The following is a 25,372-nucleotide window of genomic DNA, read 5'->3' as shown; positions in this document are numbered from 1 at the left end:
ATGGCTTCGTTTTTACCATCATTTTAATAAACGCATTACACCAATATCTGGGGGTATTTGCTGGGTATTCTTATCAGATTAATTACGGATCTACAACGGATTTTCTTCGTGTAATTTCGAACCAATTCCGAAGTTAGTCCGAAGAAACTCCGAAGAAGCTCCGAAGGAACAGACTTGAAAATAACTTTTTGTCAATGCAGCCTATTTAAACTGGTAGGTTTTAACGTAATCAAATACAACCTCATCCGGATAAACGCCTTTGGTATAATCGCCGCCAAAACCGGTTAATTCGGTACTTAAGATCATGTATTCGGCAATGCCCGATAAACCTTTACTGGTACGGAATACTTCGGTTCCATCAACAAAAAATACATATTCTACGTTATTCCAGAGCAGGCCAAAAGTGTGAAAATTACCATCGTTAATGGTTTCGCTCGGCACAATTTTACTTTCGCTTTTGTGTGTTGCGCCGTAACCTCCCCAATGCACGGTATGGTAAGTGGCGTTTGGATTAGGCTTCAGGTATTCAAAAATATCGACCTCTGCACCCACCGCCAAGGCATTATCGGCCTGCGAGCCCATGGTATTGGTTTGCAGCCAAAAAGAGGAGTGTGTACCCAGCGATTTCTGCATTTTAGCCCTGCATTCAAAATAGCCATATTTCTGGCTGAATTTTCCATCGGTAGACAGCTGCCCGACATAATATTTTCCATCAGTATCTTTAATGGTTTGTACAACCAGATTGCCTTTGCCATCAAGTGAAATGGTTTTGCTGCCCGAAACAGTAGCATATCCCCTTACAGATCCGTCGGCCCTGTAGCTCCATTTGCTGGCATCGATGGTTGTTCCGTTAAAATCATCACTAAAAACAGGTGTCATCAAACCAATAAAATCGGCTGGTTTTAAGGGTTTTTGAAGAAAAGGGTCAGTTTTTGACGGAAGCGTAGGTGGTTCAGGAACATCATTTTTCTTAGCACAGGATAAAAGCAGAATGGTAATTAAAATCGAAACGGAATTTTTCATAGTGAATTTTAGATTTGGTTAATGCATAAAGGTGTATCTTTTTTAACATAAGCAGGGGGCAAAATCCTTAACAAATAGGGCAAAAAATACTCAGGTATTGTTGGTTTGCGGGTAATAGGCCAGTGCGGGTTAAAGGTCCTGTTTAATGGCAGATGCTTTAGGGTGCTAATCTTAACGTTTTCTTAACCTTTATCAAACATAAAGCCTACGTTGGCCAGATACCTTTGCCGAAAAAAGATTTATGAAACGAATAGTTGCCCTAATGGCCTTATTGTGGCTTTCGGCCGGATATGTAGCCGCTCAGGAGAATCATGTGGTATTGATTAGTATAGATGGTTTACGCCCCGAATTTTATTTAGATCCGCAATGGGGTATGGTAAATGTACGCCAGGCCATGCAAAAAGGTTCGTACGCAGAAGGTGTTAGAGGTAGTTTTCCAACAGTAACCTATCCTTCACATACCACTATGGTAAGCGGTGTATTGCCTGCTAAACACGGTATTTATTACAATACCCCGGTTGAACCGCTGGGCGTATCAGGCAAGTGGTTCTGGTACTACAAAGATATTAAAGTGCCTACCATTTGGACAGCTGCTAAAGATGCAGGTTTAACTACCGCAGGCGTGAGCTGGCCGGTTACTGTAGGCGCACCGATTAACTATAACCTACCTGAGTATGTAATCCTTCCGCAGGGCAAAGGCGAAAAAAAGGATGAGATTAAAGCCATGTCCTTAGAATCGAACCCTAAAGAACTTTTTCAGGAGGTACAGGACTATGCGGTGGGTAAATTTAATGAAGAATATGGCGCATCGGTTGATTTTTTTACCAGCGATCAGAACAAATCGCGCATGGCAGCTTATATTTTCAGACGATATAAACCTGCTTTCCTGGCTTTACACATCGCCTTGTTAGATCATTTTGAGCATGAGCAAGGCCGTGATGGCGATAAGGTTAGATCGGCTATTGTGGGTGCCGATGTGGCTGTTAAAACCATTATGGATGCTGTAGAAGCTTCGGGTATGAGCAAAAACACCACTTTTATCATTACCGGCGATCATGGGTTTGTTGATATCCACACGCAGTTTAAACCCAATGTGGTGTTAAATAAACTTGGTTTGTACGATGATGCCAATAAAGAAGGCTGGAAAGCGTATTTTCAGCAAAGCGGTGGTTCGGCCTTTTTACATCTTAAAGATCCAAACGATAAAAAGAGTGTAGAGCAGGTGAAAAAAGCATTAAGCCAGTTACCTGAAGGTATCCAAAGAACTTTCCATGTGTTGGATAAAGAAGCGATTGCCAAAGCTCAGGGCGACCCAACTGCTGTTTTAGCACTTGCTGCAAATCAGGGGTTCAGCTTTGGTGCTGCGGCAACAGGCGATATGCTTGCCCCGGCCAGCGGGGGCACACATGGTTACCTGCCAACCGATTTTAAAGAAATACAAACGGGTTTTGTTACTTTCGGCAAAGGAATTAAAGCAGGTACTGTTTTGCCTTTAATTGGTCAGGAAGATATTGCACCATTAATTGCAAAATTATTAAACCTTAACCTGAAAACAGATGGTGTGCTTTATCCGGGCATACTGGCTCCGGCTAAGAAATAAAAATTTGCCTGTTAAAAGGCATTAACATAGAAAATGCCCCGGATGTAATAACACTGGGGCATTTTTGGTTAAAAGTATTTGTGTTCCTACAATAATTTCTGATAGCAGAAAAAGCGTAACCCCGGGCGTTTGGCCAGGGTAATTTCTCCGCTAAATGTGTAACCTAATTTCGGGAAAAGCGCCTGAGTTGCTTTATTTTCGCTATTGGTATCTACCCTTAAAATGCTAATATTTCGCGATTGTGCAACTGTTTCGGCCTGCTGCATCAAAGCCCTCGCAATGCCTTTGCCCTGTAAATCGGGGTCTACAGCCAAGCGGTGCGTTACAATGGCCTTTTCGGTAATATCCCAGCCCGCATCTGTGTACTCAGGGTCCTGATCGGTGGTAATGGCCGACACGCCCACAATTTGCTGATCGATTTCGGCAACCCATAATTGTGCTAAGGCGATGTCTTGTGTAAAGACTTCAGGATTTGGATAATCGTTTCCCCACTGAAAATTTCCTGCGGCCTGCATTAAGGGCACTACTTTGCGCACCAGTTGCATAATGTTCACTATATCTGCCATTTCGGCCAATCTGATTGTCATGCATCAAAGATAAGGGAATGGCCAAATAAATTAACCACAGATAAAAAGAATGCCCAACCGTTCAGGCGGGATGAATAAGGGTTAAAATCCGTGTTTATCTGTGTACATCCGTGGCTAAAATAATGAGTGGGTGGGTAAAAAAATAAGCACAGATCTCTTAAGAAACCCGTGCTTATCTGTGGCAAAGAAAGTAATGCTTTAGTTATTCAAAATTTCTTTGGTTTTCGATAAGGTTTCGGCTGCCGTTGTTTTAGGCAGGTTGCTGATTTCGAACTGTTTTAAAGCATTTTCCAGCTGCTGCAATTTCTCGCTTTGGTTTTTAGCAGCATATTCTTTTCTCAATAGTTTTATTTTTTCGAAATCCTGTGCGCCTTCAATCATTTTTTCGAAACGTACCGAGCTAAACGGACCAGGATAAACCAGGTAGGTATCGCCTGCAGGCCATGCGGTAAAGCGGGTATCGGTTAAGGGGCTTTTGGTCCAGCTGTTGTAGGCCCAGCGCAGATAACCATCCATGTTTTTGTTTGCTGTATACCAGCCCATCCAAACCGACTCTGCCGGCGACGAAAAACTAAAGGCATTAGGGTAAGGTTCGGTGCAGCAGGTGTACCAGGTACTTATTTTGCCTGTTGCGTGACGGTCTTTCAGTACTTCGGCAGGATATTGCCATTCAGAGGCAATACAATAGTTAAAAATATCTTTCTCAATTTCCTGATGATACTCGCCAGCCAATGCGATTTTCCATTCGCTATCAATCGATTTTAACAAACTGATTACGCTTTTCATGGCTGGCATAGGTCTTTCATCCATAGCAATGTAGGTTTTGCCAAACCAGTTCTTTTGTTTTAGGTGGCGGGTAAAATCTTTAAGCATGGTGCTCCAAAAAACGTTGTAGCCGGGGGTGCCTATAGCTTCTGTAAAAACAGCTTCCTTGTTGGTGCTTTCGTCGAAATAAGTGAATGCAATTTTCCAGGGTACCATACTGTAACAGTTAATGCGCTGGTTAATGCCGCAGCTCATAACAAAGGCCACATATTTATCAAACAGGCTATAATCGTAGCTCCAGGTGCCGTCTTTTTTCTTAGTCCATTTAATCAGGCTAGGATAGTCATCGTAAGTTTGGTGACCCCAGGGTTCGTTTACAATGCTTGTGGTAATGGTTTTTTGTCCGGCATTGGCGAGCATTTGGTAGTAATCTTTCATCAAGGCGAAATGCGCATCGCTCCATAATTTTACCTGGTGTACCCGGGCAATTGCCGCAGGGTGTTGCCACAGGTCTAAATCGTATGCCCATTGGGCAGGGGCAGGTAAAGTTCTATCCACCACACGCACCGAAATTTCGAGGCTGCTGGTTTTATCGCCATTAATACTTACACTGCCTTTATAAGTGCCTGCTTTTGCCCCTTGTGGAACTTTTACCGTAAGCCAAACGGGTTGGGTGCTGTTCGGTGTTAAGGTAATAGCTTTGGTTTTGGTGTCGATGAGGTCGGCAACATACGATGAATCAAAATCTTTTGATTTGCGGTAGCCGCAACCGTTTTTAAACTCATCGGTTATAACATATTGAATAAAACCGGTTGATAGGTTTTCTTTTTTAATGGTATTACCATCAGCGCTTTTTAAATCGGTTATATTTAAACTTACCGTTGCAGTTCCTTTTGTCCAGATCAGGAATTGCGTATTCAGGCTTTCGCCTTTCCAGCCATTAAAATTCCAGCTTTTGCTGTTGTTTAGCGCGGGTGGTACTTCGCGCGCAAAGCGCTGGTTACTGCTGGCAAAGCTTAGGTTTAATCCGGCAGGCACATTTGCCCATTGGGCAGCAGTTGCTTCGGTACTTAATTTGGGTACTTTCTGGAGGGCCAGACTGGCGTCCTGAGCATTAACCGTTGCAGCGGTTAACAAGGTTAAGATAAATAGTGAAAACTTCATAATCTACAAGTTAACAAATTGTAAATCATAGAATAAAAAGCTTTTTTAGCGCAATCGTTTGAGTGAATGTAACAAATATGATGCAGGTTGGAAGGTGGGGAGGTAGAAGGCGTGGGGACCAATTAAAGATAATTATTCACTGGTATATTCCAGTAAATCGCCGGGTTGGCAATCCAATGCTTTGCAAATAGCCTCTAATGTGCTAAACCGGATAGCTTTTGCTTTCCCGGTTTTAAGGATAGACAGGTTGGCCAGGGTTAAATCAACCTTGCCCGAAAGTTCATTCAACGACATTTTTCGTTTGGCCATCATCACATCTAAGTTTACGGTAATCGGCATAATTATACAGTCAGTTCGTTTTCGGCCTGTAATTCTACTCCGCGTTTAAATATCTGCGAAATAATAAATACCAGTCCGGCAATAAATAAAAATTCTACAGCGGCATAATCAACCTCCGGTTGGCCCATTTGTTTCAATAACCAATTGGCATGGATATGATTTAACAGCGAAACAAACCAGGTGGCGAGCAGCACATAACCAATTAAAGCAATGCGTTGCGATACATTTGCTGTAAATGGATTGGCTAAGTTAACCTTTGAGAGGGTTTTTATCACCAGAAAAGCAATAAAAGCTTTCATACCCAGCAGAGAAAACATAAAATACACTTTAATGCTGTAGTTCCAGAAACCCAGTTGCATGAGTTTGCTCAACTCTGCCCCTAAATAAAGGTTTTTAGTGATTTCGGGCTTAATGCAGGTGATCACATAAGAAACCAGGATAATGCCGGCTTCTACCATGAGGCCAATGAAGGCAATCCAGGTTAAAACCAGCATAATATTGAGGATCTTTTCGGTTGTTGTTTTCATCATTATTGATATTTCTGATTGATACTATCAAATATCAATAATATTTTATTGATAAACAATAAATAATGCAAAATATTATTAAACACAAAAGCCATGTAGGCGCGATCAGGCTTACATGGCTTTTATAGTGAGTTTTGTTATTTTATCACTCAGGTATTCAAAATTCAATCTTTTATTTTATAGGTTATACATCCCGCCATCGGCAATCAGCTCTGCGCCCAAAATAAAGGTAGAGTCATCTGAAGCGAGGAAAGTAATGGTTTTGGCAATTTCGTCGGCTTCGCCAAATCTGCCTACCGGAATTTTCTGGGTCAGGCTATCGCCCATATTTTTTAAATCTTCTGACGAAAGGCCGAGTTTATCAGAGCTGTGTAATGGCGTAACCACCGGGCCAGGGCTTACCGCATTTACCCTGATTCTGCGGTGGGTTAATTCGGCCGATAAATTTTTAGCCAATGTTAATAAAGCCGCTTTACTCGCAGCATATACGGTTGCCCCGGCCATACCTATGTGTGCGTTTATCGAAGTGTTTAATACAATAGAACCACCGTCGTTAATTAAAGGCAACAATTGTTGCAAACTGAAATAGGCACCTTTAAAATTGATGTTCATGATTTCGTCAAAGGTATCTTCGCTCATGCTGGCCAGGGCATCAAATTTACCTACTCCGGCATTGATCACCACAATATCGATTGTTGGGCTAATCGCTTTTACCTGTTCGGCCAGTTTGCTTACTTGCTCCATTTGCCCGCTATCTGAAATGATGCCGAAAGCATTTTCACCAAGTTGAGCCAATGCTGTATTTACTGATTGTTCGTTACGTCCGGTGATGATCACTTTGGCACCCTGGGCTAAAAAGTCTTTGGCTGTTGCGAAACCTATACCGCTGTTTCCTCCTGTAATGATGGCGGTTTTACCTGCTAATTTTTTCATATCTTTATGTTTTAATAGCTCAAAGAGACGGTAAATTGCCATAGCCATCAAGTAGGTACTTTTTGGTTCGGTACGTACTTTTTTGTAAGAAATGCCCCCGCTTTCTTTAAAATACCTGTAGCAAAATTTATATGACAAAGAAAAGACAAGCCTATTATACCTGTTCGATGGAAGCCGCCCTGAATGTAATTGGCGGGAAGTGGAAACTCACCATTTTAAACCGTTTGCTAACCGGGCCAAAGCGTTACGGCGAGCTTCACCGGAGCGTTAAAGGCATTACTGAAAAAATGCTCACCCAGCAACTGCGCGAACTGGAAGAAGACCAGGTAATTGCACGTACCATTTATCCGGTGGTACCGCCCAGGGTAGAATATGCTTTTACCCAATCGGGCGAAAAACTGAGCGACGTTTTTAAAGCTTTAGAAATATGGGGCAGTAATTTTCAGCACCGCATTAACCCCATATCAGGCAATGCCGATCACGATAAGAGCTGTTATGTGCTTAATGAGGAAGCGCAACCGGATCAACTTATCCACAACCCATAAGCACATTGTGGCTTAATTTGGAGGAAAATCAGATATTTGCAGCTGCTTATCCTTTATTCCTTTATGAAACCCTACCTGCAGCTTTTCGACTTTTCAAAAAAAATTAACTACCGTACCGAAATTCTTGCGGGTTTAACCGTAGCCATGACCATGATTCCCGAATCATTGTCGTTTGCCATACTGGCGGGCTTTCCTCCCTTAACAGGTTTATATGCGGCCTTTATAATGGGCCTGGTTACAGCCATATTGGGTGGCAGGCCTGGTTTGGTTTCTGGTGGGGCAGGGGCAACTGTAATTGTGCTCATTGCTTTAATGAAAACGCAGGGCATTGAATATGTTTTTGCTGCAGTAGCCCTGGCAGGCGTTATTCAGATTTTAGTTGGCTTGTTCAGGCTGGGCAAATTTGTAAGGCTTGTACCGCAACCGGTAATGTTCGGTTTTGTAAATGGTTTGGCTGTAATTATTTTTATGTCGCAGCTGCAGCAGTTTAAAACCATGGTTAACGGTACTGAAGTATGGTTAAGCGGCACCCCTTTATATACCATGCTGGGTTTGGTATTGTTAACAGTTGCCATTGTAATCTTCCTGCCTAAAGTAACCAAAGCTGTACCGGCATCGCTCGTGGCCATTATTACCGTTTTTATTCTTGTATTGGGTTTCGGCATTCCAACCAAACTGGTTAGCGATATTGCTTCTGTAGCAGGTGGTTTTCCTCCTTTTCATATCCCTAAGATACCCCTGAACCTTGAGATGCTTAAAATCATTTTCCCTTACTCACTGATTATGGCGGGCGTGGGCTTAACCGAGGGCTTACTTACACTAAACCTGGTTGATGAAATTACAGCCACTAAAGGCAATCGAAATCGCGAAAGCATAGCACAAGGCGTGGCCAATATTTTAAATGGTTTTTTTACGGGCATGGGCGGTTGCCCGATGATTGCTCAAACCCTGGTTAACCTTTCGGCAGGGGCAAGGGCCCGTTTATCGGGTATTGTAGCAGCCCTAACCATTTTGCTGATTATTTTAATTGGCGCCCCCGTGATTGACCGCGTGCCTATGGCTGCGCTGGTAGGGGTAATGATGATGGTGGCTATTGGTACCTTTGAGTGGATGAGCTTTAAGGTAATTAACAAAATGCCTAAACAGGATATTGTAATCGGTATTTTGGTAGCAGTAATTACCATTTGGCTGCATAACCTGGCCTTGGCGGTATTGGTGGGGGTAATTATTTCGGCACTGGTGTTTGCATGGGAAAGTTCTAAGCGCATTAGGGCAAACCAATATGTAGATAACACGGGAGCAAAGCACTACGAACTGTTTGGGCCCTTGTTTTTTGGTTCAGTAGCCAATTTCAATGCTTTATTTGATGTGGCTCACGATCCTGAAAATATAATAGTTGATTTTAAGCACAGCAGGGTTTTCGATATGTCGGGTATAGATGCTTTAAATAAGCTAACCGAAAAATACCAGGCTGCCGATAAAAAATTACAGTTAAGGCACCTGAGCGATGACTGTAAAAGGCTGCTAAGAAATGCCGATAAAATTATTCAGGTCAATATTATCGAAGATCCGACTTATCGGGTAGCTACCGAAAGATAATCAAACCCAACCCGATTATGATTTATCGGTTTTTACCTGTCCCAATGGGTAACATAATCGCGATGTTTTATCAAATCTTTTACAGAAGCTTAACACTAATGTGAAATAGTATATAAATATCACTTTTTGCTAAAACGTTTAACTAGTTCCGGATTTTGCAACTAAAAAGTGTCTGTTTTATTGTACCCAAAGCCTCGATTTTTCGTTAATTGCTGTTTTATAGGATGTTAAAATATTAACATATTTTATTAATATTTAATTTTTTATCTGTCTACTCGACAATTATTTTAAAATAATTAAATATTATCAGGTCATTTTATAAAAATTTCATAAAAATGACAATTCGATATTAAAACGTTTTAGTATTATATATATTTGATTTAACCAAATACTAATTATATGAGAATTACTAACCTTTACTACCAAACTACCAGTCTTTGTAACCTGAGACCCATCTTGCCGTTTCCGAGAAACTAAGTTTTAGCAAATCATTTTTTTTACCAATTAAAGATCCATTAACTATGCGATACTTATGGGCGTGCCTTGGCTTTTTTGCAGCGTTTACGTTAAACGTTTTACCAGCTTCTGCTGGCGCTAATAAAATGCATAAAGGCTTAGCAATTAAACACTTTGTTCTTCAGGATACAACGAAAATTAAGTTCGTTTCCTTAAAAGATTCATTGAGAAAAGACAGCTTAAATCAGATTAAGCAAAAAACACTTTACAACAAGTTATCTGGCGGTGTACAGAAAAACACCAGAGACTTATCTCTTTTCCCAGCCATTACCTTACAGCAAAATTTAAAGGGCAATTATGCTGGCCTGTATGTTCAGGAGCCATCAGGCGAACCTGGTACCATACAGAACATGTTTTTAAGGGGCGCAACTATGCCGCTCTTATCTAAAAAGGATGTATATGCCTCGCAGCCTTTGGTTGTGCTGGATGGGATTCCGCTTATTGGCGAGCATCCATTCGCTTTTGATATCCAGCAGTACGATTTCAACAGGATTGGTCCGGCTACCAATTTGCTAAGCACCATTGATATTAACAATATCGCATCAGTAGAGGTATTAAGCGACTTAGCCAGCACAGCCATTTATGGGCCAAGGGGCGTAAATGGTGTAATTTTACTTAAATCTAAAACACCTGATGGCATTGCACGCAGCATTAGCTTTAATTCTTACATCGGTATGGCGCAAAAGCCAACTGTTAATACCATTAACGGTAAATACGAAAATGAATTCAGACAGCGCTTTTACGATATCTATACCACAAACGGCAGGTATTCTGACGATGAAGCTTATCCGGTTTACCTCAGCGACTCGTTAAATAATGTATACAGCGGTAAATCAGACTGGACTGATTTATACTATAAAAATGCGTTGGTTTATGGTATTAATTTAGGCTTAACAGGAGGTTCAGACCGGGCGAGTTTCAGGTTCTCGCTGGGTAATACCAAAAGTGATGGGGTAGCCGACGGAACAGGTTTAGACCGTTACAGTGCCATGTTTAACATCAACATGAAACCAGTTAAATGGTTATTGTTCTCGGCCATGATTAATGGTAACCGTTTAAACCGCACCCGCAACAGAAGTTTAAGGGACCGTTTTGCACAGATTAACTATTTTCCTGATTTAAGTGCACCCCTTGCACCGAATAAAGATTACTATGGCAGCTATCTGAACGAGTACAGCAAAGGTTTTGACGATAACAAAACCAATAGCATACAGGGCTTTGCCAAGCTGGTGGGTACTTTGGGTAAATTTAAAATAAGCTCATCGTTTAATGTAGATTATAACGAAGGCTACCGCGATATTTTTTACGCCCGTACCTTATTGCAGGGAAATAGCTACGCTTCTAACTATTATGGCTTTAACCAGCGTTTAATGATGGATAATAAGGCCACGTACGATCTGAATCTGAAGAACGTACACGATTTCCATTTTGAGCTGGGCCAATCCATGATCTGGGATATTTATAAGTATAACAATGCTTATGCTTATAAAGGTGCCAACGATTACATCAAAATTAATTTGCTTGATTCTAAACCTAAAAACGATGATGGCTCAGATAACGGTGGTTATTTAACGCCTGTTGCCTTCCCGAGAGAGCTTACCTACAGGTTTTTAGATAAAACTGAAGATAACCTGCTTTCGTTTTATGGCAAGGTAAATTATTCGTACAACGATAAATATTTCGTTTCGGGTACTTTACGTTTAGATGGTTCATCTAACGCGCAGCCTACCAAACGCTGGTTTTACTCGCCGGTACTTTCTGCAGCCTGGAACATTAAAAACGATTTGTTAAAAGATAGCAAAGGGGTTGATGACCTGGTATTACGTGCCAGTGCAGGCAGAATGGGCAGAACTTTTACCTACGATAACTATGCACAGGGGCCACAATATACTGCATCAGTTGGTTATACCGGAAACTTAACGGTACCGGGCTACAATGCTATTGGTGTGCTTACCAGACCTTACTCTTTTGGTTGGGTAGGTTATAACGTGCCATGGTCGTACTCTGATCAGTTAAACATTGGTGTAGATGTGGCGATGCTTAAAAACCGCCTGCATGTATCGGCCGATTTTTATACCAAAGCAGAGAAAAACCAGTTACTGGGCATTCCATCTTACGCCGAGTACGGTTACAAGCAATCGATAGAAAGTGGCCTGAATATGAGCAATACCGGGGTTGATTTAACCATCAGCGCTTTGGTAATTGCAAACAGCAAATTCTCGTGGAATTCGGCCCTTAACCTGAACCACAACAGCAATAAATTAACCGCATTGCCAAGAGGTTTAAATGAAATTATCATTGGCAACAGATTCTTAAAAGTTGGTCAGCCGGTAGATCAGTATTGGTTGCTGGAAAACGAAGGCATTTACACCGCCAACAACCAGGTGCCGGTAGTAAATGGTCAGCCTTTAAAATATAACGGTACGCCATTAAAGGCCGGCGATCCGCGCTGGAAAGACCAGAATGGCGATAACATTATTGATGAAAGAGATAAAGTATTAAAAGGTCATTCGCTACCGGTTTTATCGGGTGGTTTCGATAACTCGTTTACTTACGGTAACTGGAGCTTAGGTACTAATCTTTATTTCAACCTGGGCCGCAAACTGATTAACCAGGATATGGCCAACCGCTTTGATTTTGTAAACCGCGAAGGCAATACCGATGTATCGTCGGTGAAAGAAATTACTTTCTGGGAGAAAAGAGGCGATTACAGCAAATATCCGCTGTACAATCCATGGAGTACCGTAATTCCTTACCGTACCGATCAGGATTTGTTTTTAGAAAATGCTTCATTCCTGAAACTAAGATCAGTTTCGCTGGGATACGATTTAGGAACTGTACTGAAAAAGAAGAACATCAAAATCAGCAAGTTTTTCGTGTACGGATCGGTTAATAATGTATTTGTAATTACCCCTTATACAGGGCAAGACCCCGAACTGGTAAGTTACGACGGTATTGATACCGGCTACGGTCAGCCTATACCAAGAACGTATACCCTGGGTGTTAAAATGGAATTATAATATGGAAAGCAATACGAACAAAACATCAACAACGATGAAGAATATATTATACGCATTTCTGCTGGCTGTAGCGGTTTTATCGGGTTGTACTAAAGCCCTCGAAACCGATTCGACCCGGGTTGTGGGCGAGAAAAACATGTGGAATACTGTTGAAGATGCAAGGGCAGGTATTATGGGCGTTTACGCGCTTACCCGTGCGGCGCTATCAGATAACAATGGCCACTGGATTTACGGCGACGTAAGGACAGCCGAATTTATAAGCCCGAAACGCCAGGACCTGAAAGCGGTGATCAGCAACAATTTAAATGCATCATACCCTGTGGTAGAATCGCTTTCTGATTGGACCAGGTTTTATGCCATTATAAACGGCGCTAACGTTTTTATGGAAAATGTAGCTCATGTAAAAGCTACCGATAAACGTTATTCGGATAACAACATGACGGTAGATATGGCTCAGGCCAGATTTTTAAGAGCTTTTGCTTATTTCTACATGGTGCGTATCTGGGGCGATGTACCTTTCATTATCTCTTCAAACGAAGGCGTATTTGAAAACAAACCTCGCGAAAGCCAGGCCAAGATTTTGGCATGGGTAGAAAGCGAAATGTTAAAGGCCGCTGCCGATATGCCATACATTTATAGCGGTGGTGATATTCAGCAACCAAGTAACTATTACAATGAAGACAGAAGCCGTTGGGGTGGTGCACTAGCCACTAAAGTTACTGCCTATGCGGTTTTAGCACATGTTGCAGCCTGGACAGCCGATTACTCGAGCGTGGCCAAGTATGCCAAATTTGTAGAAGACAATTATGGCAGAAGCGGAGGTGGTTTTACTTCGGTAACCGATTTAAGCAATTCGAACGGGTTTTTCTACAATAAAAACACCAGACAAATGTTTGGCTTTAACTCTGATTATGGCCACATTGATGGTTCAACAACCGGTCACCTGGAAGAGTTAACGCTTGCCGAACCGATTATTACCAAAGCCATTCCGGATATCTATTTACCGAAAGATTCGATTTTAAAATATTTCAACCTGCCAAAAGACGAACGTTTTGCTGTTGATACTTTGGGCCAATCGAAATTCGACAGGTATTTTACCAATTTAAATGGTAAGTATCCCATTTTCAGTAAAATAAAGGTCATTCAGGGTGGTGGTACCGACCCTAACTTCAGGTACTTTACCAGCGCCTTAATTTTTACCCGCTTAGAAGATATTGTGCTTTTGCGTGCTGAGGCGCTATCGGTGCTCGGCGATCAGGAAGGAGCTAAAAACGAATTACTGCAGGTAATAACCAGAAGGGTAACATCAGGAACTGAAGTGTCGATAGACCTGACCAAGGTTGATATCCTGAAAATGATTTTTGAGGAAAGGCACCGCGAGTTAATGGGCGAGGGACAGCGATGGTACGATATGATCCGCTACAATAAGATCAGGCAGAACGATGCCAAATTTATGAGCCTGATCAATTCGGGAGGCATTTACTGGCCAATATCACGTAAGCTTTTGTTGCAGAATAATTTATTAACACAAAACACTTACTGGCGCTAAACAATAAAGAAATGAAACCATCATCAGCTTTCCACTCTGCAAACGAAATGCTTAAGCGTATGATGGCTTCATCACCATTAAAATATAATCAGATGAAAAAATTTGTAAAATATGCAGGAGCCCTAACCATGCTGTTATTGCTCACCCTGGTGTATTCGGCTTGTAAAAAGAACGGTGGCTATTACGATGCTGCCGATGAATCTGCGCCGTTTTCGGGAAATATATACGAATATTTAAAAAGCAAACCCGGTGTTTACGATTCGCTTATTGTAGCGGTTGACCGTATGGGATTAAAAAAGACACTTACCGATAGTAATGTGACTTTGTTTGCCGTTACCAACCCAAGCTTTCAGCTGGCTTTGCGCAACTTAAATACCTTAAGAAAACAATCGGATAAAGATCCTTTGTTTTTATCCAATATTGATGGCGTGCAGTTAGATACCATGATTTCTTACTACATCATCAGGGGAGTAAAACCAACCGATTCGTTAAAGCTACAGGATGGATTAAATTTAACCAGCGTAAAGGTTGCTTACCCCATGCATGCCAAATCGGTAAAAGGATCGGCATCGGGACAGGTAGGTGCCGGACCTGAAGTAATCGAATTCAGCAATACCAAAAAGAGCAAGTTTATCAGAAACTGGTCTACCAGTACAACTGCTTCTAATAACATCCGTGCCAAAAACGGAATTGTACACGTAATAAGTCCCGATCACCTTTTCGGTTTCGATGGTTTTGTTACCCGTTTAACCTTTGTACCGCCACCGCCAAACTTAATGGTTACTGTGGGTGGAACTTTCTCTACCAACCGCGAAAATGGTGGTGGACCAACCAGTGGCGAGAACTCTAAAAAAGTAATCGATGGTGATGACCACACCAAGTTTTTATGCGACTTGCAGGGCTTTTTAACCATGCAGTTTAAGCTTAAAACACCAGAAGTTTCGTCGGTTTATACCTTAACATCAGCTAACGATGCGGTAGAAAGAGATCCGAAAGCCTGGACTTACGAAGGCTCGCAAGATGGTGTAAACTGGACCGAATTGCACCGTGTTAGCAACTTCTTCTTCGAAGAAAGGTATCAGCAAAAAGTATTCAGGTGTACCAATACCGTGGCCTATCAATACTACCGCGTAAATATTACCGAGTTAAGAAGCGGTGGCGTATTCCAGCTGGCCGAATGGACAATTAATAAAACGAAATAGATGATGGCGAACGGAAAAAATAAATTAGAAAAACTTATGAAGTCAATCCTAAAAAAGGAACATCTTTTTGTAGCGTTTGCGCTGGTTGTTTTTAGCGGATGTAAAAAACTATACAATTTGCCTGACGAAAAAGATTACTTAAGTAACAATGTAAATTTTAGCAATAAAATTCTCGAGCCGATTATTGGCCGTAATAATTTGATTGGTGGTTTCAATGGCGATAACTCAACAGCCCCAATCACTTTCGAAATTGTAAATGCAAGGTATGGCGATGGAAGGCCGGTGAACGATATTTTTCAAAAAGTACCTACTTACGTTTGGACAGCCCCTTACACTGGTTTAGAAAAAAGCCTGGCCGAAATTGAAGCCAAAAGAAAATTGGAAGAGCACTCGTTGTTAGAAATCCGTTCATCGGGGCAGTTCATTCTATGGGCATCGGCTACCAACCAGCTCATTAACCCAAGGCCAATTGATAGTACTAATTTTTCGCAGGATACCCGTTTTTTCGATGTAAAAGTTAAAAATACAGGTGGCGAGCGGTTAATTAAAGATTTCCAGATCAGGCCGTTCAGAGAGCGCCCTTACGAGCCATCGAACGATTTTAACGCATACACAGGCTTACCTGCCCCGGATCCTAAATTTCCACTCGATAAAAAACTAAGGGATTATATCCGCCCTTATTTAAACAATGTGATTGGCGCCAACAGCAATAAAAACCTGGTAAGCAATAACGACCTGAAAGATGTGGTGGTTTACATCCGGCCTTTTACAGGCGGTAATGGCCACTCACTGCGAATTAAAGCTTTAAATAAAGATTCGGTAGAAATCAATCCTGCCGCTTTTAACGAAACCGTGTGGGATAAAATGATCCATGGTTTTAACATGCAGAAAACCGATAAATATGTGCAGTACGATGTGGCTTATCCTATTCCGCTGGTAGAAATACCAACCTCGTACGCCACTGGCGGTTCGAGGGCAAAAGCCGAGCTAAGCTACTCCAGAGCTGCATTTGGTGGTGGGCGTACCATCGCCAACTTCGGTGTCGATTTTGCCATTTACAGGGCAGGTGACTGGGAAGTTGTATTTCACTTTAAAACTGATAACCCAAAATTTGCCGGCGAGTAGGCAACATTTAAAGCTAATATTATGAGAAGAAATATACTTTTTTATGCATTACTCATCGTATGCATAATGTTAGGCACAAGTGCTTATTCGCAAGAAAAAAATATTATTGTGAATGGTACTGTTGTGGATAAAGAAACTAAACAGGGGGTACCGGGAGTTTCGGTAATTTTAGAAGCAACCAACAAAGGTTTAACCCAAACCAATGGCAAAGGCCAGTTTACGGTAAATGTACCGGTTGGCGGAACGCTTGTATTTAAATTTTTAGGTTTTAATACCACAAAAACCAAAATAACCGGTGCAACTAATATTACTGTAACCATTAGCGAAGACCGTAAGGCGCTTGATGAGGTAATTATTGTGGCTTACCAAAAAAGAACTAAAGAAACCACTACTGGTTCGGCCACTTTAATTCAGGCTAAAGAGGTTCAGGATATTCCGGTATCAAACGTAGAGCAGCTTTTGCAAGGTAAAGTTCCGGGTTTAAACATCCAGAACAATACCGGAGCGCCTGGTTTCAGGGGTTCGGTACAGGTGCGTGGTCTTTCGAGCTTAAGTATTTCGGGTAGCGGTAACGAATCGTTTTTGCAACCTACATCGCCTCTGTACATTATTGATGGTGTGCCATTGGATGCTGATAAAGCTGCCGAGTTTGGTTTTCAGAGCCAGGGCCCGGGGGTAAGTCCGCTTTCCTTAATCCCGCAGGAAGATATCGAGAATATCCAGATCCTGAAAGATGCACAGGCAACTTCAATGTACGGATCGCGTGGTGCTTACGGGGTAATTATCATCACCACCAAAAGAGGTAACTCTAAAGTGCCGCGCATCAGGTACGTAACCAACGCTTTCGTAAATACACCACCAAAATTACGCGAAACTTTAGGTGGAAACTCGGAGCGTTCATTAAAAATTCAGCAGATTATCCTTAACGCACAAAACGTAAACGATATCCGTAACATTTCAAACACGCCTTTTCTGGCCGATAGTTTAAATGCTTACTGGAACAACTCTACCGACTGGCAGAACGTATTTTATCAAACTACCTACAACCAGAGTCATAACCTGGCTTTAGATGGTGGCGACCCTACTTTTAATTATAAAGCCAACGTAGGTTACTATACCGAAAAAGGGGTAATTAAAAACACGGGCTACGACCGTTACAACCTGAACATGAACATGGAGTTTAAACCAAACGAGAAATTCAGGTTCTTTGGTTTCATTAATGGTTCGGTAGGTAAGCAAAATAAAGGTAATGGTGTTGGTTTATTGCAATCGGGTGTTGCTGCCAACGGGCAGGCTTCTACCTTATTGCCTCCGCCATCTTTCTACCAGGCTTCTGGTGGGGTATTATCGGCTTTACAAACCTTAAACGATAACAACTCACGGAACTTACGTACCAACGTAGAGGCACGTTACGAGTTTATACCAGGTTTGGCTGCCTCTTCTACTTTAAGTTACGATTATACTTCCGATACCGAATCTACCTTTACTCCGGCTGCTGCCAATGGCCAGTATGCCAAATTATACGATTACGTGGGCAGAAACTTTCAGTTGTACAACCGTAACGGTATTACTTATGCCAAAACCTTTGGCGAAAAGCACAACATTTTCGTAAATACCTTTAACGAGATTTATAAGCAAGGTGCACAGGCCGGTATTACCCGTCAGGAAAGATTACCTAACGATCAGCTTCAGGGACCAACAGGTTACGATGCCTATAACTCAAGAGGTGGCGGTGTATTAAGCAATTACAGAAATGCAACCATTGCATCCTTTGCCGGATCGCTTTCTTACGATTACGATAAAAAATATGTGGCTGAGTTTTCATACCGTTTAGATGGTACTTCATCAAGCGGATTGGAAAACCCTTATTCTAAAAACCCATCAGTAGGTTTAAGGTGGAACTTTAACAGAGAAAACTGGTTAACCGATTTAAAATGGCTATCGTACGGTAGTTTAAGGTTAACCTGGGGACAGAACATTGTACCTACCGGCAACCTGCAAAGCATTTATGGTATTTATAACCTCAATGGTAATTTTAACAACAACCCTACTATTGGTATCAATTATGATTTGGTTCCGAACCCGAACCTTAAACCAACTACTACTACCCAATATAACCTTGGTTTCGATTTAGGTTTGTTTAACGACAGGCTATCACTAAACTTCGATACCTATTACAAAAAGGTAGATAACCTCTTGTTCGATAGGTTTTTATCAAACACTACAGGTTTCAACAAGCTGGCCAGTAACGATTTGGGCATTGCCAACTACGGTAGCGAGTTAATGGTAACTTTCAGGCCGGTAGTAAGCAAAGACCTTGATATTTCAGTATCGGTGAACGGAGCCTTAAACCGCGATGTATTGTTAAAACTTCCGGCCGAATATAATGGCCAGTACATCAGGTTCGATGGATCGGGGTATTTACAGCACAACGTTTTCCGTGTGGGTAGAAACACCCTGTCTAACTATTTAAGAATTAACCAGGGCGTTTACCGTACCGATGCCGATGTACCTGTTGATCCGGTTACCGGAAAAAGGTACCAGAGCAATGGCCAGTTTTTCTTAGGTGGCGATCCCATTATTAAAGATGTAAACGGCGATTATATTTTAGATAACCGCGATTACGAAATCACCGGTAACTCACAACCTTTGGTTACAGGCGGTTTATCGGCCAATATCAGGTATAAAAACTGGGGTTTAAACGTGTACGCAACTTACACTGCCGACAGGACCATTTTGAACAATGCCCTGGCCGATAGGATTGCCATTATGCGTAACCCTTTCTCGCAAACCTCAGTAGTGCCTTTAAACGATCTGGATATCTGGAAAGCACCAGGCGACGTAGCTAAATATCCTTACCCTTATGATTATGCCCGTTTCGATCAGATTCAGCCACTGCGTGCCGACCAAACCCTTTGGCAGGAAAGCGGAAGTTATTTAAAAGTGAGTAACGTAACCCTTTCTTATATGTTCGATAAAAAGTGGATTAGAAGGTTCGGCCTTAACCAATTGCGTATTTACGCTTCGACCAATAACCTGGTTACCTTTTCGAAATACAGTGGTCCTAACCCCGAGAACGTAACTACATTGGGGCGCGATATTTCAAACGGTTACCCTGTACCGCGTACCTATAACCTTGGTTTAAACTTAGAACTTAATACAGGCAATTAATCAATATTATTATGAAAAAAGTTATCATTTATACTATAATTATAGCGGCGGCCTTCTGTTTGCCTTCCTGTAAAAAGTTTTTAGATGTACAGCCGCTCGATAAATTAACCGGAAACAATTTCTTCCAGTCGAAAGAGGATGTGGTGGCTAACATTTACAATTTATCGCGTATTGTTTTTAGCAAGTACAACGAAACACACTTTGTTGGTGCCACCGGCGAGTATCGTTCGGGAGAAGTATTGTACGAAAGTCAGTCGGATTTAGCGCCAGCCCGCGAGTTTGTAGAGATTTTAGGTAAAAACAACCTCTTGTTTTTAATCTCAGGTGGCAGGCCATGGGATTTCTATAACTTTGGCCGCATTACCGATTGGACTGCCTATTATCAAGCCATTCAGGGAGCAAATATCTTAATTGCCAAATTGGATGAAGGCATTCCCGGCGTATCAGAAACTGAGAAAAATTCTTTCAAAGCCGAAGCAGCATTTATCCGCTCGTTAAGCTATTTCACCATGGTACGTTTGTATGGCAACGTGGTGTATTATACCGATGCCTTTCATTCTGGTGCGCAGCCGAGAGAAAATTTTGTTTCGGTATTGAATAAATGCATTGCTGATTTAAAGACGCATAAAAACAACATCGCCTGGACTTACACCGACCCTTCTTTAAAAGGTGTACGCGCCAGCAGAGGCAGTATTGTAGCATTGATGATGGAAATGAACATGTGGAATGCAGGTTTCGATCCAAACAATGCCCAGAAATATTACCAGGAAACAGCTGATTTAGGTAAAGAACTGATTGCGAGCAATGCCTTTAGGTTGCTGCCGATTAATGAGTGGGCAACAGTAATTAAAGGCCGTTCTGATGAGAGCTTATTTGAGTTTTACCGCAGTATTAACTATGGCGATGCAAATGCAAATATTGCGCCGATTGCCGATATGTTTCTACACTATCCATACAAAAGGCCAGAGTACACCCACCGTGTAAGTTTTGCTTACTACCGCGGAGAGTACATGCAGAAACTTTTTCAGGATGGTAGCGACAAGCGGATTACCAGCTGGTTTAACGAAGATATTTTTGCCGATAACGGAAAATTCATGATGCTGAAGTTTGCACAAAACTCCTTCTCTACCGGCGAAGAAGATGCTAACCCCGATAACACCTTTATGGTTTTCAGGTATGGTGGCGAAATATTGCTGGCAGCCGAAGCATTGGCCGATTTGGGCGAAGATGCAGAATCTATCAAATTGTTAAATATGGTTAGAGACCGTGCACAAGCTTCTAAATATACCGGTGGAGGTGGCTCGGCCCTTAAAGATTTTATCTTTTACGAAAGATCAAGAGAGCTGATTGGCGAAGGTCACCATTATTTCGACCTCGTACGTACCAAAAGAATTTTAAGCAACCAGTGGTCGTACAACGTATTAACGGCCGATAAATTTAGCCGTGGCGCCTGGACCTGGCCAATAAACTCAGGTGCTTTAAACAACAACCCGTATATGGTACTGAATGAGTACTGGGTTAACGGCGGTAATTAATTTGATTTAAAAGATTAAGAAGAAGATATGAAAAAGCTAATGATGATATGTGCTGCACTTTTACTCTTGTTAAATGCTTGTAAACGTGACGAATATTATATAGATGGCGGCAGGGCCAATCCCGATTATCAGGGCAGTATGCTGCAATACCTGAAAGATAAAAAGGTTCCCTTCGATACCGTAGCACAAATAGTTAAGCTGGCTGGTATGGAAGATCAGTTTAGTAAAGAAGACTTTACCTTTTTTGCCTTTGATGATGATGTAATTAAAAGAACAATTGGCGATATACACACTTTCGAAACCAAGAAAAACCCAAGATTACTATCCTTAAACCAAATGCTTTACGAAGCCGGAAAGGATACCGTAAAAACACTTGATCAGATTAGTCCGCAAATTTGGCGTAAATACCTGCAACGCTATATGTTTAAAGGGGTAAATGCATTAAAAGATTATCCACAGATTGATATGGATTTAAAAAGCATTTATCCTGGCGCCCTGCACTACGATTACAATAACGATGTATCGAACATAGGTGTGGTTTACAACAGCGCCAACGGGATTAAATATATCGGTTACAGGCAATTGGTGTTTTCGTACATACCCGATATTTCAAAGCCGAACGATAATTGGTACATCAGTTACATTGCTTCCTCAGATATCAAGCCAACCAATGGTATGGTGCACAGCCTGCGCTACCAGGGCGCATACCTCGGATTTAGCATTTACGAGTTTTTTAACGATGTGTATAATACCGGTTTAACGCCAAGTAATAAATAATTAGCCTGTTGTAATTTTAAAAGAACAAAATCATGAAAAAAATAAAATACATGCTAATCGTATTTTTTCTTTGCTCCTTAGTTATTCAGGGATGTAAAAAAGAAGAAGAATTGGGTAGCGATCCCTATGCAGACGGAAAGGCTGCATTGGGTATAAGCATGAGCCAGACCTTACCACCAGTACCTGCCGAAGGTATTGTTGGTACAACCGTTACTGTTAAGGCCACCGGGCTTTTACCTTATAAAGATCAGTTAAGCTTTATGTTTAACGGCGAAAAAGCGCAGGTGTTAAGCGTAACTGCATCCGAAATTACCGTTAAAGTACCCGATGCTGGAAGTACAGGCAATACTTCAATTGCTGTTGGCGATCAACTGATTCTTGGTCCGCAGTTTACCGTAACAGGTATTATCAAAAACGATATTACCTGGAAAGCAACAGCAGGTACAAATGGTTACGTAAGTCAGTTTTACGAAATGCAGGATGGTCGTGCGCTGGTAATCGGCAGCTTTAGCAACTACGATAATAAAGGGATTGTTACCAATATTAACCGCATTGCCAGAACATCTTTAGATGGCGATTACGACCGTACTTTCAGAACGGGCAGGGGGGCTAATGGTTCGTTATCGCGCGTAATCGAAATTGGCGGACGTTTTATCATTGCCGGCGGTTTTAGCGGTTACAACCAACGTACCGAAAACATCAGCAACATTACCAGTTTGTACCCTAACGGTGCCATTGATACCATTAAAATACAAACCAAAAAGAAACCAACCTTAACCGATACCGTAACCCAAAAATGGTTCCCGAAATTTAATGGTGGTACCAACGAATTTATCAACCGCATTTATCCGCACCAGGGCAAAATTTTGGCTACAGGTAATTTCAGGTATTATGTAAAACGTACTTACGATAAAGATAATTACGACTTTACCCGCGATACTGTGATTCTGGATAGTACCGAAATCCGCCAGATATTGAGGTTTAACCTTGATGGTTCTTTAGATAAAACTTTCCGTTTCGATATCGGAACAAATAAGGGTAATGTAAGTGCCAACGGACCCATTGATACCTATATGCATACCGATGCAGCCAATCTCGAAAAACTAATGGTTTTTGGTAGTTTCAACACCTTCGATGGGCAACCTGCAGGCCGTATATTAAGGCTTGCAGCCAACGGAACGGTTGATCCGAGCTTTAACCCGGGCAGCGGGGTAGATAATTACATCAGTTCACTTACCTATAATGCCACAACACATAAATATTTAATTACCGGAACTTTTACCCGTTACAATGGCAAACCTGCCAATGGCATGGCTTTGATTAACGAAGACGGAAGTTTAGACGAATCGTTCAACGCACGTTCATTCGAAGGTGGTTATCCAGGCTTTGCACGTCAAATTACAGGTGGCCTCATTGTAGTAGGTGGTGCCTTTAAAAAATACAATAATGTAACCCGTAACGGTTTTATGGTGCTTACGCCGGCAGGTTTACTTGCACCTGGCTATAACGCTACAGGGCCATTCTCCGGAAATCTTTCGGATGTGGTTGAAACCAAATCTGCCGATGGTAAAAAAGCTTTATTGCTGATTGGTGGTTTTTACCGTTTCGATAACCTGCCGTATAACAATATTGTAAGAGTAACAATTGAATAAGCCCAGTTAAATATAAATTAAGATGAGCATAATGAAAAAATATAGATTATTGATTGGGCTGATGGCCGCAATAATTACAACGGCCATATTTTCTTGTAACAAAGATTTTGATAGAACGCTTGGTACCAAAGATGGTACCGATACCACCAAAGTGAGATATGGCAGTCGCAAGGTTTTGTACCTGGTTGTTGATGGTGCAAGGGGACAATCGGTAGCTGCGGCAAATATTCCGAATATTACCGCTTTATTACCCACTTCCATTTACAGTTGGGTGGCTTTAAACGAGCCGGAAGCTACGCAGAATGCCAGCAATTGGGCAAACATGTTAACCGGGGTAAAGAAAACCAAAAGCCTGGTAAACGACGATGCCTTAACCAATAACAACCTGCAAAATTATCCGATCATTTTTAAGCGGATTAAAGAAAGCAGACCGCAAACTAAAATTGCAGCTTATACCTCATCGGCAGTGTTTAAGAGTTTAACCACCGGTGCCGATATCAGCGATCTGGTAGCTGGCGACGATCAGGTAAAAGCAGCCGTAATTAATCAGCTCAATACCGATACCGCTTCTGTAGTGGTTGGGCATTTTACCGATGTAGATAAAGCCGGTATGGCTTCTGGTTACGATAATTCATTTCCTGCCTATAAAGCTGCTATCGAAAAATTCGATGCCGGTGTAGGCGAGATTATTACTGCTTTAAAAAAGCGGAAAAATTATGCAAACGAAGATTGGCTCGTGGTAATTGCGTCGAGTGATGGAGGTGCATTTACTCTTCCGCCAAATGCCGACGATCAAACCATTTTTAGTAAAACGGCAAATAATGCATTTGTGATTTATTACAGCGAAAGTTATAAGAAAAGGATACTTGTAAAGCCATTTACGGGCAACCGGTACCTGGGTAAAACCGTTAAACTGGTTGGTCAAACCATCAGGGCAGAAATTGCGCCCGAAGATGCAAACGTTTACAATATCGACGATACCACCAAAATGACCATCGAGCTTAAAGTGAAAAAGAACAAAGAACAGTTTTTCTGGCCAAGCATTTTGGGTAAGCGGAACGAATGGTCGAGCGGGCACCCAAGCGTGGGTTGGGTAATCTATCTCGAAGACCGTTACTGGTATTTTGAGTGGAGAGGTACCAAAGATGGCGATTACAAGCAATGCAGAGGGGGCGACCTTATTCAGGGACGCTGGGAAAACCTTTCAGTTAAATTAGAGCAGCGTGGCAATCAAAGGTTCATCCGTACTTATACCAATGGTAAATATAACAACGAGGTAGAAATTACCAATTCAGGTTCACTGGCTAACTCAAACGCACTTAAACTGGGCTATTTAAATGGCCAGGGGCACGGAGAACCCGATGTATATGTTACCGATATCCGTTTCTTTAAGCTGAGTGTACCTGATGGGGTAATTGATCAATATGCCTGCGAAACTGCCATCGATCAGAGTCACCCTTCTTATAACTATTTGGTAGGCTACTGGCCTGCTACCGATGGGAACGGCGATAAAATGATCGATCTTTCTTCACAAGCCCACGATTTTAAATTACAGGGTGCATATGCCTGGGAGAACTTTAACGATTTAATTTGCCCGCCTTCTGCCAGTACTTTGGCAGTGTTGGTGCCCCAAACAGCCGATATACCAGTGCAGGTAATCAACTGGCTAAAAATAGCCAACAAACAAACCTGGGCGCTTGACGGAAGAGTTTGGTTAGACCAATAAAATAATTGCTGATCATT

General features: G+C 41.8%; 18 protein-coding genes. 12 read left to right on the top strand and 6 right to left on the bottom strand.

Translation table 11 applies throughout. The features are described 5' to 3' along the window. Nucleotides 1-201: 201 nt before the first annotated feature. Nucleotides 202-1,023, bottom strand: a complete 822-nt coding sequence (locus BLR37_RS22910; protein WP_090772742.1) for a glycoside hydrolase family 16 protein — start codon at nucleotides 1,021-1,023, stop codon at nucleotides 202-204. 241 nt (nucleotides 1,024-1,264) lie between these two features. Here BLR37_RS22910 and BLR37_RS22905 point away from each other — a divergent pair, with 241 nt between their 5' ends. Further along, nucleotides 1,265-2,623, top strand: a complete 1,359-nt coding sequence (locus BLR37_RS22905; protein ID WP_167356669.1) for an alkaline phosphatase family protein — start codon at nucleotides 1,265-1,267, stop codon at nucleotides 2,621-2,623. Nucleotides 2,624-2,709: 86 nt separating this feature from the next. On the opposite strand, the gene BLR37_RS22900 is transcribed toward BLR37_RS22905, so the two are convergent. The 5 genes from BLR37_RS22900 to BLR37_RS22880 all read right to left on the bottom strand — a co-directional run bounded on the left by BLR37_RS22900 (nucleotide 2,710) and on the right by BLR37_RS22880 (nucleotide 6,938). Continuing rightward, a complete protein-coding gene (locus BLR37_RS22900) occupies nucleotides 2,710-3,210 on the bottom strand; it encodes a GNAT family N-acetyltransferase (RefSeq protein ID WP_090772740.1) in 501 nt (166 codons plus the stop codon). Between the two features lie 198 nt (nucleotides 3,211-3,408). Then, the gene (locus BLR37_RS22895) at nucleotides 3,409-5,139 is read right to left on the bottom strand and encodes a DUF4091 domain-containing protein (RefSeq protein WP_090772738.1); all 1,731 of its coding nucleotides are present in this window, start codon (nucleotides 5,137-5,139) and stop codon (nucleotides 3,409-3,411) included. Between the two features lie 132 nt (nucleotides 5,140-5,271). Next, nucleotides 5,272-5,478, bottom strand: coding sequence for a helix-turn-helix domain-containing protein (locus tag BLR37_RS22890; RefSeq protein WP_039479388.1), 207 nt, complete (start codon nucleotides 5,476-5,478; stop codon nucleotides 5,272-5,274). Nucleotides 5,479-5,480: 2 nt separating this feature from the next. Next, nucleotides 5,481-6,008 carry a DUF2975 domain-containing protein gene (locus BLR37_RS22885; RefSeq protein ID WP_090772736.1) on the bottom strand — a complete coding sequence of 176 codons (528 nt, stop codon included), beginning with the start codon at nucleotides 6,006-6,008 and terminating at the stop codon, nucleotides 5,481-5,483. Between the two features lie 174 nt (nucleotides 6,009-6,182). After that, nucleotides 6,183-6,938, bottom strand: coding sequence for an SDR family oxidoreductase (locus BLR37_RS22880; RefSeq protein WP_090772734.1), 756 nt, complete (start codon nucleotides 6,936-6,938; stop codon nucleotides 6,183-6,185). 131 nt (nucleotides 6,939-7,069) lie between these two features. Here BLR37_RS22880 and BLR37_RS22875 point away from each other — a divergent pair, with 131 nt between their 5' ends. From BLR37_RS22875 to BLR37_RS22825, 11 genes are all read left to right on the top strand, one after another. Continuing rightward, a complete protein-coding gene (locus BLR37_RS22875) occupies nucleotides 7,070-7,483 on the top strand; it encodes a winged helix-turn-helix transcriptional regulator (protein WP_090772731.1) in 414 nt (137 codons plus the stop codon). A gap of 63 nt (nucleotides 7,484-7,546) precedes the next feature. Then, nucleotides 7,547-9,082 (top strand): SulP family inorganic anion transporter, encoded by a 1,536-nt coding sequence (locus BLR37_RS22870; protein WP_090772728.1) that lies wholly within the window; start codon nucleotides 7,547-7,549, stop codon nucleotides 9,080-9,082. A gap of 602 nt (nucleotides 9,083-9,684) precedes the next feature. Further along, entirely contained in the window at nucleotides 9,685-12,618 is a 2,934-nt protein-coding gene (locus tag BLR37_RS22865; protein ID WP_090772762.1) for a SusC/RagA family TonB-linked outer membrane protein, read from the top strand. Between the two features lie 34 nt (nucleotides 12,619-12,652). Beyond that, nucleotides 12,653-14,167, top strand: coding sequence for a RagB/SusD family nutrient uptake outer membrane protein (locus BLR37_RS22860; protein ID WP_090772760.1), 1,515 nt, complete (start codon nucleotides 12,653-12,655; stop codon nucleotides 14,165-14,167). Between the two features lie 11 nt (nucleotides 14,168-14,178). Further along, a complete protein-coding gene (locus BLR37_RS22855) occupies nucleotides 14,179-15,369 on the top strand; it encodes a fasciclin domain-containing protein (protein ID WP_090772726.1) in 1,191 nt (396 codons plus the stop codon). 36 nt (nucleotides 15,370-15,405) lie between these two features. After that, nucleotides 15,406-16,494, top strand: a complete 1,089-nt coding sequence (locus BLR37_RS22850) for a DUF5007 domain-containing protein (protein WP_090772758.1) — start codon at nucleotides 15,406-15,408, stop codon at nucleotides 16,492-16,494. A 21-nt stretch (nucleotides 16,495-16,515) separates the two neighbouring features. Beyond that, entirely contained in the window at nucleotides 16,516-19,665 is a 3,150-nt protein-coding gene (locus BLR37_RS22845) for a SusC/RagA family TonB-linked outer membrane protein (RefSeq protein WP_244154738.1), read from the top strand. 11 nt (nucleotides 19,666-19,676) lie between these two features. Next, nucleotides 19,677-21,200 carry a RagB/SusD family nutrient uptake outer membrane protein gene (locus BLR37_RS22840; protein WP_090772722.1) on the top strand — a complete coding sequence of 508 codons (1,524 nt, stop codon included), beginning with the start codon at nucleotides 19,677-19,679 and terminating at the stop codon, nucleotides 21,198-21,200. Nucleotides 21,201-21,227: 27 nt separating this feature from the next. Next, nucleotides 21,228-21,977 carry a hypothetical protein gene (locus tag BLR37_RS22835; protein ID WP_090772720.1) on the top strand — a complete coding sequence of 250 codons (750 nt, stop codon included), beginning with the start codon at nucleotides 21,228-21,230 and terminating at the stop codon, nucleotides 21,975-21,977. A gap of 32 nt (nucleotides 21,978-22,009) precedes the next feature. Further along, nucleotides 22,010-23,629: a DUF5008 domain-containing protein gene (locus tag BLR37_RS22830; protein ID WP_090772718.1), complete on the top strand. Its 1,620-nt coding sequence runs from the start codon at nucleotides 22,010-22,012 to the stop codon at nucleotides 23,627-23,629. A 31-nt stretch (nucleotides 23,630-23,660) separates the two neighbouring features. After that, nucleotides 23,661-25,355, top strand: coding sequence for a DUF4983 domain-containing protein (locus tag BLR37_RS22825; RefSeq protein ID WP_167356668.1), 1,695 nt, complete (start codon nucleotides 23,661-23,663; stop codon nucleotides 25,353-25,355). The last annotated feature ends 17 nt before the right edge of the window (nucleotides 25,356-25,372 follow it).

Source organism: Pedobacter soli (genome assembly GCF_900101435.1).
Classification (GTDB): Bacteria; Bacteroidota; Bacteroidia; order Sphingobacteriales; family Sphingobacteriaceae; genus Pedobacter; species Pedobacter soli.
Note: the sequence above shows the minus strand (reverse complement) of the source record. Positions and strands in the feature narration are given on the sequence as shown.

What these genes read in the sequence shown, in the direction of transcription:
- BLR37_RS22910 (WP_090772742.1), bottom strand. Translation starts at nt 1,023, where the DNA reads ATGAAAAATTCCGTTTCGATTTTAATTACCATTCTGCTTTTATCCTGT.
- BLR37_RS22905 (WP_167356669.1), top strand. Translation starts at nt 1,265, where the DNA reads ATGAAACGAATAGTTGCCCTAATGGCCTTATTGTGGCTTTCGGCCGGA.
- BLR37_RS22900 (WP_090772740.1), bottom strand. Translation starts at nt 3,210, where the DNA reads ATGACAATCAGATTGGCCGAAATGGCAGATATAGTGAACATTATGCAA.
- BLR37_RS22895 (WP_090772738.1), bottom strand. Translation starts at nt 5,139, where the DNA reads ATGAAGTTTTCACTATTTATCTTAACCTTGTTAACCGCTGCAACGGTT.
- BLR37_RS22890 (WP_039479388.1), bottom strand. Translation starts at nt 5,478, where the DNA reads ATGCCGATTACCGTAAACTTAGATGTGATGATGGCCAAACGAAAAATG.
- BLR37_RS22885 (WP_090772736.1), bottom strand. Translation starts at nt 6,008, where the DNA reads ATGATGAAAACAACAACCGAAAAGATCCTCAATATTATGCTGGTTTTA.
- BLR37_RS22880 (WP_090772734.1), bottom strand. Translation starts at nt 6,938, where the DNA reads ATGAAAAAATTAGCAGGTAAAACCGCCATCATTACAGGAGGAAACAGC.
- BLR37_RS22875 (WP_090772731.1), top strand. Translation starts at nt 7,070, where the DNA reads ATGACAAAGAAAAGACAAGCCTATTATACCTGTTCGATGGAAGCCGCC.
- BLR37_RS22870 (WP_090772728.1), top strand. Translation starts at nt 7,547, where the DNA reads ATGAAACCCTACCTGCAGCTTTTCGACTTTTCAAAAAAAATTAACTAC.
- BLR37_RS22865 (WP_090772762.1), top strand. Translation starts at nt 9,685, where the DNA reads ATGCATAAAGGCTTAGCAATTAAACACTTTGTTCTTCAGGATACAACG.
- BLR37_RS22860 (WP_090772760.1), top strand. Translation starts at nt 12,653, where the DNA reads ATGAAGAATATATTATACGCATTTCTGCTGGCTGTAGCGGTTTTATCG.
- BLR37_RS22855 (WP_090772726.1), top strand. Translation starts at nt 14,179, where the DNA reads ATGAAACCATCATCAGCTTTCCACTCTGCAAACGAAATGCTTAAGCGT.
- BLR37_RS22850 (WP_090772758.1), top strand. Translation starts at nt 15,406, where the DNA reads ATGAAGTCAATCCTAAAAAAGGAACATCTTTTTGTAGCGTTTGCGCTG.
- BLR37_RS22845 (WP_244154738.1), top strand. Translation starts at nt 16,516, where the DNA reads ATGAGAAGAAATATACTTTTTTATGCATTACTCATCGTATGCATAATG.
- BLR37_RS22840 (WP_090772722.1), top strand. Translation starts at nt 19,677, where the DNA reads ATGAAAAAAGTTATCATTTATACTATAATTATAGCGGCGGCCTTCTGT.
- BLR37_RS22835 (WP_090772720.1), top strand. Translation starts at nt 21,228, where the DNA reads ATGAAAAAGCTAATGATGATATGTGCTGCACTTTTACTCTTGTTAAAT.
- BLR37_RS22830 (WP_090772718.1), top strand. Translation starts at nt 22,010, where the DNA reads ATGAAAAAAATAAAATACATGCTAATCGTATTTTTTCTTTGCTCCTTA.
- BLR37_RS22825 (WP_167356668.1), top strand. Translation starts at nt 23,661, where the DNA reads ATGAAAAAATATAGATTATTGATTGGGCTGATGGCCGCAATAATTACA.